The organism is Vibrio sp. R11-SG3-ISO9 (assembly GCF_059834255.1).
Genome location: NZ_JCBDGU010000004.1, coordinates 26,520 through 41,447 on the forward strand (window position 1 = coordinate 26,520; position 14,928 = coordinate 41,447).

Annotated in this window: 13 protein-coding genes; 4 read left to right on the forward strand and 9 right to left on the reverse strand. The window is 45.0% G+C overall.

Annotated elements, in window-relative coordinates:
* Window positions 1-15: 15 nt before the first annotated feature.
* The 7 genes from AC6R05_RS00890 to AC6R05_RS00920 all read right to left on the reverse strand — a co-directional run bounded on the left by AC6R05_RS00890 (window position 16) and on the right by AC6R05_RS00920 (window position 7,149).
* On the reverse strand, window positions 16-780 hold the full coding sequence (locus AC6R05_RS00890) for an iron ABC transporter ATP-binding protein (RefSeq protein ID WP_285406359.1): 765 nt from the start codon (window positions 778-780) through the stop codon (window positions 16-18).
* Between the two features lie 12 nt (window positions 781-792).
* Window positions 793-1,743 carry an iron chelate uptake ABC transporter family permease subunit gene (locus tag AC6R05_RS00895; RefSeq protein WP_285406361.1) on the reverse strand — a complete coding sequence of 317 codons (951 nt, stop codon included), beginning with the start codon at window positions 1,741-1,743 and terminating at the stop codon, window positions 793-795.
* Complete coding sequence (locus AC6R05_RS00900) at window positions 1,736-2,689, reverse strand: ABC transporter permease (RefSeq protein WP_500646280.1); 954 nt, start codon at window positions 2,687-2,689, stop codon at window positions 1,736-1,738. Before AC6R05_RS00900 ends, AC6R05_RS00895 begins: the two co-directional genes overlap by 8 nt.
* 191 nt (window positions 2,690-2,880) lie before the next feature.
* Window positions 2,881-3,816 carry a siderophore ABC transporter substrate-binding protein gene (locus AC6R05_RS00905; protein WP_500646281.1) on the reverse strand — a complete coding sequence of 312 codons (936 nt, stop codon included), beginning with the start codon at window positions 3,814-3,816 and terminating at the stop codon, window positions 2,881-2,883.
* 395 nt (window positions 3,817-4,211) lie between these two features.
* Entirely contained in the window at window positions 4,212-4,844 is a 633-nt protein-coding gene (locus tag AC6R05_RS00910) for a response regulator (RefSeq protein WP_500646282.1), read from the reverse strand.
* The gene (locus AC6R05_RS00915; RefSeq protein WP_285406370.1) at window positions 4,841-6,220 is read right to left on the reverse strand and encodes a sensor histidine kinase; all 1,380 of its coding nucleotides are present in this window, start codon (window positions 6,218-6,220) and stop codon (window positions 4,841-4,843) included. Before AC6R05_RS00915 ends, AC6R05_RS00910 begins: the two co-directional genes overlap by 4 nt.
* Window positions 6,221-6,342: 122 nt before the next feature.
* Window positions 6,343-7,149 (reverse strand): fumarylacetoacetate hydrolase family protein, encoded by an 807-nt coding sequence (locus AC6R05_RS00920; protein ID WP_500646283.1) that lies wholly within the window; start codon window positions 7,147-7,149, stop codon window positions 6,343-6,345.
* A gap of 515 nt (window positions 7,150-7,664) precedes the next feature.
* Here AC6R05_RS00920 and AC6R05_RS00925 point away from each other — a divergent pair.
* On the forward strand, window positions 7,665-7,874 hold the full coding sequence (locus tag AC6R05_RS00925) for a hypothetical protein (protein ID WP_500646284.1): 210 nt from the start codon (window positions 7,665-7,667) through the stop codon (window positions 7,872-7,874).
* A gap of 251 nt (window positions 7,875-8,125) precedes the next feature.
* On the opposite strand, the gene AC6R05_RS00930 is transcribed toward AC6R05_RS00925, so the two are convergent.
* Both AC6R05_RS00930 and AC6R05_RS00935 read right to left on the reverse strand, forming a co-directional pair.
* Window positions 8,126-10,276, reverse strand: coding sequence for a heparinase II/III domain-containing protein (locus AC6R05_RS00930; protein WP_500646285.1), 2,151 nt, complete (start codon window positions 10,274-10,276; stop codon window positions 8,126-8,128).
* Window positions 10,277-10,278: 2 nt separating this feature from the next.
* Window positions 10,279-12,462, reverse strand: coding sequence for a heparinase II/III domain-containing protein (locus AC6R05_RS00935; RefSeq protein WP_500646286.1), 2,184 nt, complete (start codon window positions 12,460-12,462; stop codon window positions 10,279-10,281).
* A 332-nt stretch (window positions 12,463-12,794) separates the two neighbouring features.
* On the opposite strand from AC6R05_RS00935, the gene AC6R05_RS00940 reads away from it, so the two are divergent.
* The 3 genes from AC6R05_RS00940 to AC6R05_RS00950 all read left to right on the forward strand — a co-directional run bounded on the left by AC6R05_RS00940 (window position 12,795) and on the right by AC6R05_RS00950 (window position 14,861).
* On the forward strand, window positions 12,795-13,130 hold the full coding sequence (locus tag AC6R05_RS00940) for a cupin domain-containing protein (RefSeq protein ID WP_285401997.1): 336 nt from the start codon (window positions 12,795-12,797) through the stop codon (window positions 13,128-13,130).
* 34 nt (window positions 13,131-13,164) lie between these two features.
* Window positions 13,165-14,103, forward strand: a complete 939-nt coding sequence (gene kdgK / locus AC6R05_RS00945; RefSeq protein ID WP_500646287.1) for a 2-dehydro-3-deoxygluconokinase — start codon at window positions 13,165-13,167, stop codon at window positions 14,101-14,103.
* 131 nt (window positions 14,104-14,234) lie between these two features.
* Window positions 14,235-14,861, forward strand: a complete 627-nt coding sequence (locus AC6R05_RS00950; protein WP_285401993.1) for a bifunctional 4-hydroxy-2-oxoglutarate aldolase/2-dehydro-3-deoxy-phosphogluconate aldolase — start codon at window positions 14,235-14,237, stop codon at window positions 14,859-14,861.
* The last annotated feature ends 67 nt before the right edge of the window (window positions 14,862-14,928 follow it).

A 14,928-nucleotide genomic window follows, 5' to 3' on the forward strand; every position in this document is an offset into this window, starting at 1 on the left:
TTGATAAAGAACCGATTAACGACCTGAGTAGTACATACAGATCTTCACGCCATCGAACTCACGAATCTCAAATGGGATCTCGTAGATAGACTCCATCACTTCTTTATCGACAACCTCTTCCACTTTACCTGCTTTGATCACCTGTCCGCGCTTCATCGCCACAATGTTGTCTGAATAGCTGGATGCAAAGTTGATGTCATGAATCACAATCACAACGGCTTTATTAAACTCGTGAGCTAAACGGCGCAGCGTCTGCATGATTTCGACTGAGTGCTTAATATCGAGGTTATTCAGCGGCTCATCGAGAAAAACATAGTCGGTATCTTGTGCCACAACCATTGCGATAAACGCCATCTGACGTTGACCGCCACTGAGTTGATCAAGATACTTGTCCTGAATATCAGTAATACCTAAGTGCTCTAAAGCCGTATCAACCACCTTGTGGTCATTATCCTGCATTCGACCTTGTGAGTGCGGGAAACGGCCAAAGCAGACCAATTCGCGCACAGTAAAGCGCATGTTGATGTTGTTCGACTGTCTCAATACCGCAAGGTGTTTCGCCAACTCTTTTGTGTCCCACTCAGCCAATAACTTATCGCCGATCAGAACTTCGCCCGCGTCGCTGTCAGTAAGGCGACTTGCCATTGAGAGTAACGTACTTTTACCAGCACCATTTGGACCAATAATGGAAGTTACTTCACCTTTCGGAAACAGTGCACTGGCGTCATCAACAACGGTTGTCTTGCCATACTTCTTACTTAAACCTGTTAATTTAATCACTTCTCACTACCTTTATTGAATTCTGGTGCGTAACAACAAGAACATAAAATACAAACCGCCGACGAGGTTGATGATAACGCTGACCGTGGTTTCAAAATTCATCACCTTTTCCACGAACCATTGGCCAGAGACCAGCAGCGCCACCGCAAGTAAACTGCTCGCCACGATAAGCACACGGTGTTGATAAGATTGGAAGATTTGACGAGCCAAGCTCACCGTGATCAATCCAAAGAACAGAACTGGGCCAACGAGTGCGGTTGACACAGCGACCATGATCGAAACGATCACCAGCGTGAATTGCGTCAAACGCTTGGTGTTTACGCCCAAGCTGGTTGCGTTATCAACGCCAAGCCATAACACATCGAGTTTGGGTGCCATGACCCAAAGAGCCAGTAATGTCAGACCCAGTGGAATCATACTCAAGTAAACCAGTTGACCTTTGACATTGTTGAAGCTCGCAAACATCACATTCTGCAGCACCGCAAATTCATTCGGATCAATCAGCATGCCCAAGAAATTGGATAGGCTGCCAAAGACACTGCCACACACAATACCAATCAACAGCAAAGTGAAGACGTTATTTCGTTTACTCTTGAAGTAAAAATGGAACAGTCCGAAAGAGAACAGCACCATGATGCCAACTGACAGGGCAAAGTTTGCTACTGCATCTATCACCCAAAAGCTCAAACCGCCAAATACAAACAGTAGAGAGACTTGAACCAACAAATACAGGCTATCGAAACCAAGGATCGACGGAGTCAAGATCCGGTTATTGGTGATGGTTTGGAACACCAACGACGACGTAGAAATCGCAATCGCCGCCAATACAATCGACAGGATCTTAGGTGCACGCAGCGATAAGAAGAACTCGTAGTTATCCCACGTAAGCCCCTGTCCGATAAACACGCCGATCATGACAAAACAGACAACGGCCAAAAGTGCCATTTTTAAAGAATCACGCATTAGACTTGTCTCTCAGGATTAGGTAAATAAAGATCAAGCCACCAAAAATACTGATAACCATAGAGATCGGAATTTCATAAGGGAAAATAATCACCCTTGCGAGCAAGTCACACGCTAATACTAAGATCACGCCCCAATAAGCGGTCCAAGGTAGGATCTTTTTCATATTGTCGCCCATCATCAGCGAAACAATATTTGGCACAATCAAGCCAAGGAATGGGATAACTCCCACGATCATCACCACAGATGACGCACACACCGCCACCAGCGCAACGCCGATAAACACAATTTTTTGGTAGTTCAGACCAATGTTACGAGCAAAGCTTTCACCGATACTGGCTGCGCTAAATTGGCTTGCGAAAATGTATGCCAAGATACAAGCCGGCACAGCAAGGTATAGGATTTCATAGCTACCCTGCAGCACACTCGCGAAATTCGCCATTGTCCAAGCGGACATGGTCTGCACAAGGTCATATTTGTAAGCAATAAAGGTGGTCAGAGACGAAATAACGTTGCCATACATGATACCGATCAGCGGTACTAGTACGGCATTTTTGAATTTCAAATGCTGTAGGAAGCGCACCAATATCATGGTACCCAAAACAGCAAATGAGAAGATGAACCCTAAGTAGTGCCACTGCGCTGCGCTGCCCAATACAACCAAGCCAACAATATAGCCAAGCATCGCACAATCAATGGTGCCCATAGTGGATGGCGCAGCAAACTTGTTCTGCACAATCTGCTGCATGATAAGCCCTGATACACTCAATCCGGCACCCGCTAAAACAATAGCAAGGAGTCGAGGGATTCGGCTGACAACATAAATGGAGTTGGCGTGATCGTTGCCGTTGAAGAAATCACTGAAGCTGATTTCAGCGACACCGATCATCAAGGAAGCAACGCATAAAACAACGAGGAAAACAGCGGCTGCAATGGGTTTTAACATAAATTAAATACTAAGGAAAAGTTGGGAATGTCCCGTGATAAAAACTTAAAAGGGATCTAGAAAATGACCAAGGCTCTAGAAAATGACATAGGTTCTAAAAAATGACGTAGCTTCTAGAAAGTTAAAAGGTAATAAACAGTCAAAAAGGGCTTATAAGCAAGAACTTATAAGCCCAGTATTTTGATAATGACTTACTGCTTAACTGTGCGGTCGATGTCATTCAGCATACGTTGAGTCGCTGTTACACCACCACCTGCCAAGTACCATGCACTTGAATCGATGAATACGATGTTATCTAGCTTTGCCGCTGGCGTTTGAGCCACTAGCGCATTGTCAAACAACTGCTTTGCACGGCCTTCTGAACGACCAATCGCTTGTTCCCGGTCTAGCACATAAATCACTTCCGGTTTCGCGTCTGCGATGTACTCAAAAGAGATAAGGTTACCGTGGCTGCCTTTGATCGGTGCTACTTTTGCACTCTTAGACTCAACAAATCCAAAGTCATCAAAGATGATTGAGAAGCGGCTACCTTTGTTAAACATCGCGATGTTGCTGCCGTTGTTCATTAGCATCATTGCCGTTGTTTCATCTTGAGTGACTTTTTGGTTCACAGCAGTGATTTGTTGCTGTGTTTTTTCAATCAGAGCTTCAACTTCAGCCTGCTTTTCAAAAATGTCGCCCAGTGTGCGCCAGTTTCTTTGCGTATCTGCCCAGTACTTGTCACCTTCTACGTAGAACATGATCGTAGGAGCAATTTTTGCCAGTTGGTCGTAAACCTTTAGCATGCGGTTTTCTGCGATGATCAGATCCGGTTTAAGCATGTAGATAGCTTCGAAGTCTGGCTCGCTTAGAGAACCCGTGTTTTGAGTTGTCTTTAGGTAAGACTGCAGGTAATCAGGCATTAGCATGTGTGACGCGCCAACTGGAGCGACACCGATTTGATCCAATACGTCTAAGCTACCGTGACCAAGAACGACAACACGCTGTGGTACGCCCGATACCTCGGTTGTGCCTTTAATGTGTTCTACTGTCACTGTTTTTGCGTGTGCTGTCATAAGTACAGACGAAGCTAAAACCAGTACCAAGCCACTCATTAGCTTACGAGCTGAATTAAGTATTTTGTTCATTTCTATTCCTTTGCTGTTATTTCGGTTTCCATGAAACACACGAAAGCGATTGACGTGAGGCCAACCGAACAACTGCGAGATAACGATTATTTAAAGTATGTCATTAATCTGACAACAAATTTGTAACGCAACTGAGAATTATTATCAATAATATTCTCGGGAAGTTTGCTGTGCAACAACTTTGTCATTTAGAAATGTAAAAATGAGTATTACAAAAGAGAATAATGCCCGTTGTGTCATGGTTTTAGGTCACCACTTAGGATCGAAAAATACTCATATAGCACGATATTGAGGAAGGAATTGCGTCGGTTAGATAACACAATTCCTTGGCAAGGAAATGGTTGAAAGGTTCGAACGATAGAAGGGGTTGAAGTGCAGTACGTTTGAAACGTGTGCTATTGCAGCATGTTGGCTTGGACTTCCTTACCACTTTGAGTCAGTGAATAGATCTTCCCCTCGCCCTTTTTCACTAAGCCACTTTTCACTAACTGTCTCAGGTGAAAGTTAAACTTAGTATGGTCTTCTACGCCAACAACACGACAAAGGTCCATAAATTTGAGTTTCTTGTGAATACCAAGATGGTTGAGCACGGCACGGCGAATCGGATTGGCGAGCGCACTGAAAACTTGGTCATTACTGCGTTCTTCGGCCGGCGTTTGTGGAGCCTTACTCGCATGAACACGCTTTAGTGTCACAGAGAGCGTGGCCAAATTAAATGGCTTAGTCAAAAACTCATCCGCGCCCTTCTTCATGGCATCGACGGCTAAATCAACCGTTGCAAAAGCCGTTGTAATCACCACACCCATCTTTGGGTGAGTTCTGCGCAGGTTAGATAAAGCTTCGATACCCGTCATCCCGCCCATCACAACATCAAACAATGCTAGGTCAAAATATTGCTCCGTTGCGCAGTCTAAGGCGTCTTCTGCATTATCAAAGGAGACGACTTCGAAACCTTCCAAAGCCAGCGCTTCCTCTAATACTTCTCGTAACTGCTGATCATCTTCTGCGAGCAAGAGTTTCAATGTCATTTCATCGCCTTTGGTAAAATCACTTGCACCTGCAAGCCAAAATTGGTGTTCTTTAATATCAGCTGACCATGGTGTTGTAAGATGATCTGCTTAGAGATAGACAGCCCCATCCCTGTGCCTTTTCCAACCGGTTTTGTGGTGTAGAAAGGCTGATATACCTTGTCTAATAGCTCTTCGGCTATGCCCTTGCCTGAGTCTTCAAGCTCAATAACAATGTTGGTTCCAAGCTCTTTGGCACTAATGGTAATCGATTTGAAATCTTCAGAAGCATCAATCGCATTCACCAACACATTTACCAACACCTCTTCGAGATACACTTTATCGCCAAGGACATGCAGCCTGTCTGGTATTTGGCAAGAGACCATAAAATCCGACAAGCGATACTCAACCAGCGACAACGCCGATTGGCATAACTGCGAAACATTAACTGGTTCTCTTTTCATTTCTCTATGATGAGCATAGTTCAACACTTCGTGACTAATGTGAGCGGCTTTTTCAATCCCGCCACGAATACGAACCAGTTGTCGGTTAACGTCTTCATTGTCTGGCAAACGGGCCTGTAATAGATCACAGCTCATCAACGCACTGCTGAGCGGTGTTTTCACTTCGTGCGCGACCGCGGATGTTAGCTCACCCAACTCTTTCATTTTGGCATCTTGATAGGAATCATGCAGCATCGACTCAATTTGCTGCTCTCGCTCTCTGTCGAATATTCGCAGTGCTTTCCACAGGAAAAATAGAATCGCTATAGCGCAGAGTGTTCGCGCAAAGATCACCCAAACACCAAATTCTGACGACAGCCACCCGGATGTAATGCCATAGAAGATCACAGCGGCACCTGTGTACACAAAAGGCGTAGCCGCTTGGTGGTCTGCATCATAGAATTGTTTGGCATAGATGATCAGCATCATCCCTGCTAATACACCAGAGCCAAGACCAAATAATAGCCTTACGTGCTGTGAACTGGTCGTGATATAGACAATGAAGGCTTGCTCGTCATAGCGATCGATAAGGCTGTTAATAAACATCAACAGTAGAGCGATAATGGCAAGCTTTGCCCACTTAACCCAAGGTCGATCAATCAGATCAAACATCTTCCAACCGAACGCACCAAGCAGTAGGTAAGAGAGCCACAGTTTAACGACTTTAAAAAGCTCTACATTTTGAGTCTCATACTGTTTGTGCTCTATCAAAATAAAATAGAGTTCTGACCATTCGTGTATACCATGGATAAAGCCAAACGCGGCCAGAATAGGCAGGAGTTTTGATATGCTGATTTGGCTGTTTTTGTAGTTCCTAAAAATAATAGAAAAACCAATAGCGAAGAACGCTAAGCCATACAGCAAATAGAGAGTAAAAACGGTCAGAATATCCATGGCGCTTAGCATTCACCAGTTGTGTTACAGTTCTATGACACCCAGAACAACATGTACACCATGTGAACAATTAGTAACAATTTACATTGTAAATCCACTCTAACCGTTTGATTGTCAATCGGTTAGAAATAGATCGTATTGGTGACTTCCCCTACTCCTTTAATACTCACAGAGATCATGTCGCCATCTTTAAGCGCTTTAGTTTTTCCAGGCGTCCCCATAAAGATCAAATCACCGGGTTTCAGGGTGAAGTAGTGGCTTAAATAACTGACGACTTTCTTCGGGCTGTGGATCATAAAGGTGGTGTTTTCTTGTTGGACGATAGAACCATTTAATCGCGTGGTTAACTCGACATCGTTGTAATCAACACCTCTGGCAATCGTCTTACCTATAGGTCCAAAGCCGTCAGAGGCTTTGGCTCTTAGCCATTGCAAGTCACTGCCCTGCCAAGAACGCTCCGTGAGATCATTACCCACAGTAACACCAAAGATGCCTGCTTCTGCTTCTTCTTGATCCGCTTTATGCAGTGTTTTCCCTATCACCAGCACCAATTCACCTTCAAAGTGCACATTACGTGCATCAAAAGGCGCATGTACTGGTTGCCCGGACAGAACAAGAGAAGAAGGCAGCTTCAAGAACATCGGTGGAGGTAGATCAGGGTGTGAGGCAGCATGACTACGAAAGTTCATACCGACGGCAAAAACCTTCTCTGGCTGAGTCGGAAGCAATATTTCAACATCCGCTAATGCGACGGTTTTGTCAGAGAGACTATGCTGTGCGAAAAGATCACCCTTGATGGGCGTAATAGTCTCGCCCTTGAGCTGACCGTAACTCACTTGGTCTTGATATTGGTAACGTACAAAGTGCTCGACATTCGCCCACGCGCTCAATGAGCAGCTAGCAGCTATAAATGCGCCAATCCATTTCATTCAATCATCCTTAATCTCTTAACTGAGTTAGTCGTATCGATAACTTAATGATCAGTATAGAAATTACTGGCTGGTTTGCTGTGTCGAACAAATAATAATTATGCGAAACGTGCTCTCAACACCGTTGCATAGGAAAAAACAGAACATTTATTTTGAAAATAATCGAAATAATGCTTGAAAATTAAAAAACGAGGCGTATATTACGCCACCTGGCTCAAAACATGAGCTGTTAATGCAACATCCCAGTCCAAGTTCCCACAAAGACAGTTCACGATACATCGTTACACCATCTCTGCGTCAGCTTTACTTCGATAGTCATTCAATAGCGTCATTTTTTGTCCCAACACCCCATTTGGTTTTGCACTACGGATCCATTGATCGCCGCAAAGCTATCTGGTTAATCTCAATATTATTGTAATAAACACGAGGCACATTATGTCTAAAAGAACAACACGACAAATCCATTGGTACCAACTATCACGCGAGAAATCGCTCAACAAATTTAGAGGCCATAAATGCTCAAAATCCAAATAGACTTATTGAAAGAAAATATCTCTTGGGTCACCGAGATACGACAATTAAACAGTGACATTTTGCATCGCCACATATTACCAAGGCTGCAACACACAAGTTATCTCATCGACTTCGAATTTGATGAAAGAGAGAGTATCGGAACCATTATCTCGAACAGTGGACAGAAGCTAGGACATTTCACAGTCCTCTAGAGCAAAATCGCTCCTCCACTAGAAACATCGCCACGTTTCATTCGTAGCAGCAACACCAAGACAGACCTAGTCATTTGCATTTCACATCGCGGCTTTCCGCTAACTAGGTTGTTATTGCCAGTACTCTCACTACTATCTTCATATAGCCTCTGATTTCTTTCGAGTTATAAACCACCAGCTAACCAAAGAATCCGAACAAAAAAACGGGCATCCGAAGACACCCGATTCATCGTTATTCGCTTTTTAAACAATTAAAGTTTAGCGAATGCACCTTCCCATGAGTAAGTCTCACCTGCAAACTCAACCGTGTGAGTTGCTTGCTGAACATCTTCAGCTTGATTCGAGATACCGTAGTGGTAAGTGTTGCCAGAGGTGGTCTGAATGCGAACAACAGTCCCGACACTGTTATGGCCCACAACAGACACAGATTCTACAAGGCCACGAGCGCCAACAGAGGCTTCGATAGACTCGTTAAAGTAACCGTGTGTTTCTAGTACAGAAGCGAACACGTGGTTTTGACCAGATTGACGCAAGATAAGCGCAGGCTCGCTCTTCAGGTTGAAGTCTGGATCGTTCGCGCCAGTACGAGCAAAAATCACTTCGCTGCCTTCGTTAGCACTTGTTACTAGGCTGTAGTAGCTGCTGTCGTGCAACCAGCTAACCAAAGAGCTGCCGTTCACTTTACCTGAAGCAACGTTCCATAGGTGTTGGTAACCGTTGTCTTCGCCAAGTGGCTTAAGCGTGCTTTCAACCTTGTAATCAAAGTCAGTACGGATGATTTGACCAGAATGGTGAACTGGTAGATCGTACTGGTGCTCAGCATCTGCTTCAATGCGGTACACATCAATCACTAGTGGTTTCTCAAACTCAGGAAGCTCAGCAAGAATCACACTGCGCTGCATATCAACACCTGTGTAGTATTCAGAGATTGTGCCGCTCATGCCTTGTAGAGACTGGGCGTCTGCCACAAAGAAGTGCTTCTGACCAAACTTAGATTCAGCCAGTGCTGTATCGAAGTTGTTTTGAGTTTTTTGGTCAACCGTTACTGTGTTGTGTGCCACAGTCTGCTTACAGTAAGACTTGTTCTCTGGGATGTAACGACCGCCAAATTTAGGCTCAACGTTTACCCAGCGACCGAAGCCGTAATCGTGCAGTACTTCGTGACCGCGGTTGAACACGCTTAGGTGTAGACCATCGTAGTGACCGTGGTCTAATGCAGAGTGGTACTGGTGATCTGAGCCGTGCTGACCAAACCAAATCAGAGCCATTGTGTCGTCATCTTGCTCATCACGGTGACGAAGGATGCTCACGCCGCCTTTCTCACCTTCTGGGCCGTCAGTCACGAACAGGCTACCCCAGTTGAATGGCTTGATTTCGTCAGCCGCTTCAACCGCGTTTGATAGTGTTTTACCTGAGATATGAACCCATACATCTTGCTGGTGGTCAGCCATGCCAAGCAGAGTTTCAGTTTGCTCGTAGCGGTGGTAACACACAGATGTTGCCATGATCACGCCTTCATCGTTGATAGAAATCGTCTTCGATGAATCGTTCAGTGCTGGTAGCGTACCGTCTGGGAATGCCGTCTTAAATACCGCGTAAGACGTTGTCTTGATAACTGAATCGTTGAATTCATAGATACCAAGCTCAGGTTGACGACGCTCGATTGCCTCTGCGAACAAGTAGATTGGACGCAGTGAGAAACGGTGGTAGTACGGACCTTCCATGTAGTAACCGTCTGGCGAGAACAGTTGGTCTAGCTGTGCTAGGAAACCGCCGCTCACTTTGTCTAGCTTAAGGCCGTAAAGTGCTTTATCTACCGATTCTTGATCGTTGATTGCGTAGCCACAGATACCAACCGCTGCTACCGCCCACAGACCGTGGTTGTGCACGATGTCGAAGTCGTGGCCGTATGTCACAACGAACAGTTCGATCATCTGCTTGAATAGGTCGTTTTCAATCAGCGTTTTTTCTTCTTCAGAAATCGTGTGGTAAACACAGCTGTATGCGCACGAAGCGTATAGCATCCACATGTTTTCATTCAGTGTTTGGTGGAAGATCTTACCCGGTGGGTTTGAATCACGGCTAGTGTTGCTCTCTAGCGATGGGTACACCTTCGCGTAAGCTGTTAGCATATCTACGATGTAATCACGGTATTTTGTCTCTTCTGTGATAAGGAATAGACGACCCGCTAGATCCATATGGATGTAGTTCTGCTTATGACGGTTATGTTCGTAACCGCCGCCCTCACCGTGACCCGGAACTTCAATGCCCACTTCAGCCATGTATGCGTCAGTTTGGTTGATGTCGCGAGTAAGTGCTTTTCCTAATAGGCTATCCTTGCCAAGTTCTTTACGAAGCTCTGCTGCTTCTTCAAAGTTCAGTAAAAGTGGTTGATAGCTCATTCTTATTTCTCCTGACCAGCTGAAGTTGAGTCAATTAGGTTCTCTTCTAGAGAGTAGAAACCTGTCCAGCTGTACGTTTTGCCATTTAATTCGACTTTGTGTTCAGTAGTGTCAGTCGCACCAAGTTGGTTGCTGACCATTACTGTGACACGAGAGGTATTCGTTTCAATTTCAACAACAGTACCGATGTTGTTATGCGCCAGTACTTTGATGTCTTGTACTTGGCCACGAGCGTTCACTGATTGCTCAAATTCTTCGTTGAAGTAACCGTGCGTCTCTAGAACTGAAGCAAACAGCGTAGTTTCGCCTTTGCTACGTAGAATGAACGCAGGCTCAGAACGCAGGTTGAAGCTTGGGTCATTCGCACCAGAGCGAGTAAAGATAACTTCACCGTTGTCGTTCGAGCTTGTACCTAACCATGTATAGTAGGTGTTGTTTTGTAACCAGCTCACTAGTGCTGTCTCGTTCGCTTCACCACTTGCTACATTCCATAGGTGTTGGTAACCGAAGTCGCCGCCTAGCGTGTGTAGCTCTTTGTTGGCTTGGTAATCGAAGTTTGTACGAACAATCTGGCCTTCATACTGGTGAGAGTAGTCGTATTGGTGCTCGCCTTTCTCTGAATCTAAGCGGTACAGGTCTAATAGTAGCGGAGATTCTAGACCTTCAAGGTTTAGCATGAACACACTGCGTTGCATGTCAAAACCATCGTAGTGATCGTTCGCGAACGCACTCATACCATTGATTTTTTGATCTTCTACTTTGAAGAAATGAGGCAAGCCGTGAACAGAATCTGCACGCTCAACATCAAAGTTGTTCTGACATTTCTCGTCAATCGTTACCGCGTTATGAGCGATAGTTTGACGTGCGTAAGACTTGTTTTCATCTAGGTAACGGCCACCGAATTTCGGCTCAACGTTCACCCAACGACAGAAGCCGTATTCACGTAGCACTTCTTGACCACGGTTGAAGAAGGTAATACCTAGCGTATCGAAGTTGCCGTGGCCCATGCCGTGTTGGCCGTAGTTCATCACAAGCTGAGACACATCGCCTTTGCTGTCTTGCATACGGATGAAGCCTTGAGCACCGTTGTGACCTTCTGGGCCTTCGTTCAACTCAACACTTGGCCAGAAAGGCATGCCGATCTCTTTTTCAGCGCTTGCGGCTTCGTAAGCTTTAGATAACTCAAGACCACAGCCGTGCATCCATACTGCATCTTGAATCTTCGCCATACCTAGGATGTTTTCATCTACCTTTCCATCCACTGCGTAGTGCTTGCTGTAAACACTTACCGCAACTTGTACGCCCATGTCTGTGATGCCCATAGTGCGAGATGCATCGTTCAGTGCTGGGAATTCACCATTAGGGTAAGCCGTTGAAAGCATCGCTTGTACTGTGTTACCAATCACGCCGTCTTTGTAGTTGTAGATGTCTACTTCTGGCATATGACGGTGAATCACCTCTGCGAAAACACACGTTGGGCGAATCGCGTAACGGTGGTAATAAGGACCTTCCATGTAGTAGCCAGAAGGTGCAAACAGTTGAGAGATTTGCGCTAGGAAACCGCCTGTGTCGTTACGATCAAGACCGTATACCGACATCTCCAGGTACTCACGTTTGCCCAGTGCTAGGCCACAAATACCGACAGCTGCTACAGCCCAAATACCATGGTTATGGATGCGGTCGAAGTCGTGTGCGTACTTCACCGTGAACATCTCAAGCATAGGTTCGAAGATACGAGACTCGATATTGTCTCGTTGTTCTTGCGTCAAAGTAGACTTAACGCACGAATACGCCAAGCTAGTGAACATTAACCAGCAATGTTCGTTTAGAATTTGGTGGAAAAGACGACCCGTTGGGTTCGTGTTCTTTTGAACATGGAAATCGAACGTCAGGTACTTGTCTGCGTATACTTCCAATAGTTCAGTAACGAAATCAGCGTACTTCTGCTCTTTAGTGATAAGGAACAAACGGCCAGCTAGGTTCATGTATGTGTAGTTTTGTTTGTGACGGTTGTGCTCGTAACCACCCGCCTCGCCATGCCCTGGCACGTCAATAGGCAAGCGCATGAAGGCTTCCAGCTCTTTTTGGTTAGCTGCGATCGTCTTACCCATTAAACTTGAACGGCCAACTTCTAAATGAAGTGCTTCAATTTCCGCGTCCGTTAGTAGTATTGGTTGTGTAGTCATGTTCTTTATCACCCTCGATGAAGAGTTTCTATATTTGAATTTCAATCTAATTCTTAAACTCCATATAAAGTAATACAATATGAGGTTTAATCCCACCAATTCATCACTAAATGATGAGCAGAATCACATAAATCTCGCTAAACCTTTGATCTAAAAAGCCAATAACAATTATCAGAGTTCTGTTAAGTCTTTGATTTTACAACACAATAAAAAGTAGCACTTGATCAATATCACACATTTCTGGATATATTGTATTACAATTAAACCCAATCACTTATGATGGACACAACTTAATGAACATATAAAAAATTTACACGCTTTGGAGAGACACAATGAACGCATTCTTTATCAATAACGAGCAACCTTGGGAAGAGCTGGGTGGCGGTATCAAGCGTAAGATCGTTGCATACACTGACGACCTAATGGCTGTACACCTATGTTTTGACAAAGGCGCAATTGGTCACCCTCACACTCACGAGATTCACGACCAAATTGGTTATGTGGTTCGCGGTAGCTTTGAAGCTGAAATCGAAGGCGAGAAGAAAGTACTAAAAGAAGGCGACGCATACTTTGCGCGTAAACACATGATGCACGGTGCAGTTGCTCTAGAGCAAGACAGCATTCTTCTTGATATCTTCAACCCAGCTCGCGAAGATTTCCTAAAATAATATAGAGCGCAACCTCAGTTGCTAAGGTAAGCACATGAAATCATTTAATATCGCGGTCATTGGCGAATGTATGGTTGAGCTACAGAAAAAAGATGATGGTCTTAAGCAAACATTTGGTGGTGACACACTTAACACGGCTTTATACCTATCTCGCTTAACCCAAGAGCATAACATTAAGACAAGCTACGTAACGGCACTGGGTAATGACCCATTCAGCCTAGACATGCTTGAGAAGTGGAACGCTGAAGGCATCGACACTAGCCTAGTAAAACAGATTGACGAAAAACAACCTGGTCTTTACTACATCGAAACCGATGAAACTGGCGAGCGTAGTTTCCACTACTGGCGTAATGACGCTGCGGCGAAATACCTACTTGATGGCGAAGATGCATCGACGCTTCTAGATAAGCTGTTTTCATACGATGCTCTGTACTTGAGCGGCATTACACTAGCTATTCTTACAGAAAAAGGTCGTACAGCGCTTATGGCTTTCCTAGAAGAATACAAAAAGCAAAACGGCCAAGTTATTTTTGATAATAACTACCGCCCTAAGCTTTGGACTAGCCAAGAAGAAGCTCAGTCGTGGTACTTGAAAATGCTTAAGTTCACAGACATCGCACTGCTCACATTTGATGATGAGCAAGAGCTTTACGGTGATACGTTCATTGAGCAATGCATCGAGCGCACCACGAAAGCCGGAGTGAAAGAGATCATCATCAAACGCGGCAGCAAAGACTGCCTAGTTGTTGAAGCAGATGCGGCACATTATGTTGCACCAAACCCAGTGGATAACGTAATCGATACCACAGCGGCAGGTGATTCATTCAGTGCAGGTTTCCTAGCGAAGCGCTTCTGTGGCGGAAACGCGCGCGACGCAGCATTTGCAGGTCACTGCGTTGCTGGTGCTGTGATTCAGCACCAAGGTGCAATTATTCCTAAAGAAGCAATGCCAACACTGTCTCTGTCTTCTTAATTTGATGCAAGCATGACGCTGATCCAGCGTCATGCTATGCTCAATTAGAATAGTGAACGAGACTAACCAATAGATTTTAAAATGCTGATAATTCAGTAATTATCGGCCAATTTTGACGTGAGATATTATCCATGACGACATTAAATGAACAACTTGCTAACCTGAAAGTTATCCCTGTAATCGCTATCAACCGTGCTGAAGACGCTATCCCCCTAGGCAAAGCACTTGTTGAAAACGGCATGCCATGTGCTGAAATCACGCTACGTACTGAATGTGCAATCGAAGCGATTCGCATCATGCGTAAAGAGTTCCCAGACATGCTGATTGGCTCTGGTACTGTACTGACTAACGAGCAAGTTGACGCATCTATCGAAGCGGGCGTGGACTTCATCGTAAGCCCTGGCTTTAACCCACGCACAGTTCAATACTGTATCGACAAAGGCGTTGCTATCGTTCCTGGTGTAAACAACCCAAGCCTAGTTGAGCAAGCAATGGAAATGGGCCTACGCACACTTAAGTTCTTCCCTGCTGAGCCTTCAGGCGGCACAAGCATGCTTAAAGCACTGACAGCTGTGTACCCAGTGAAATTTATGCCAACAGGCGGCGTAAGCTTAAGCAATGTTGATGAGTACCTATCAATCCCTTCTGTGCTTGCGTGTGGCGGTACTTGGATGGTTCCAACAAAACTTATCGACGAAGGTAAGTGGGATGAGCTAGGTGCGCTAGTACGTGATGCAGTAAATCACGTCGCAAAATAATTCATCTGACGACAGATTATGTTCAAAGCGAGCCTCTTGGCTCGCTTTTTTCATTTAGGATGGTGCT

Coding starts and splice junctions, on each gene's coding strand:
- kdgK (WP_500646287.1), top strand. CDS start 13,165: ATGAAATCATTTAATATCGCGGTCATTGGCGAATGTATGGTTGAGCTA.
- AC6R05_RS00935 (WP_500646286.1), bottom strand. CDS start 12,462: ATGACTACACAACCAATACTACTAACGGACGCGGAAATTGAAGCACTT.
- AC6R05_RS00895 (WP_285406361.1), bottom strand. CDS start 1,743: ATGCGTGATTCTTTAAAAATGGCACTTTTGGCCGTTGTCTGTTTTGTC.
- AC6R05_RS00910 (WP_500646282.1), bottom strand. CDS start 4,844: ATGACATTGAAACTCTTGCTCGCAGAAGATGATCAGCAGTTACGAGAA.
- AC6R05_RS00950 (WP_285401993.1), top strand. CDS start 14,235: ATGACGACATTAAATGAACAACTTGCTAACCTGAAAGTTATCCCTGTA.
- AC6R05_RS00930 (WP_500646285.1), bottom strand. CDS start 10,276: ATGAGCTATCAACCACTTTTACTGAACTTTGAAGAAGCAGCAGAGCTT.
- AC6R05_RS00940 (WP_285401997.1), top strand. CDS start 12,795: ATGAACGCATTCTTTATCAATAACGAGCAACCTTGGGAAGAGCTGGGT.
- AC6R05_RS00905 (WP_500646281.1), bottom strand. CDS start 3,816: ATGAACAAAATACTTAATTCAGCTCGTAAGCTAATGAGTGGCTTGGTA.
- AC6R05_RS00925 (WP_500646284.1), top strand. CDS start 7,665: ATGCTCAAAATCCAAATAGACTTATTGAAAGAAAATATCTCTTGGGTC.
- AC6R05_RS00920 (WP_500646283.1), bottom strand. CDS start 7,149: ATGAAATGGATTGGCGCATTTATAGCTGCTAGCTGCTCATTGAGCGCG.
- AC6R05_RS00900 (WP_500646280.1), bottom strand. CDS start 2,689: ATGTTAAAACCCATTGCAGCCGCTGTTTTCCTCGTTGTTTTATGCGTT.
- AC6R05_RS00915 (WP_285406370.1), bottom strand. CDS start 6,220: ATGGATATTCTGACCGTTTTTACTCTCTATTTGCTGTATGGCTTAGCG.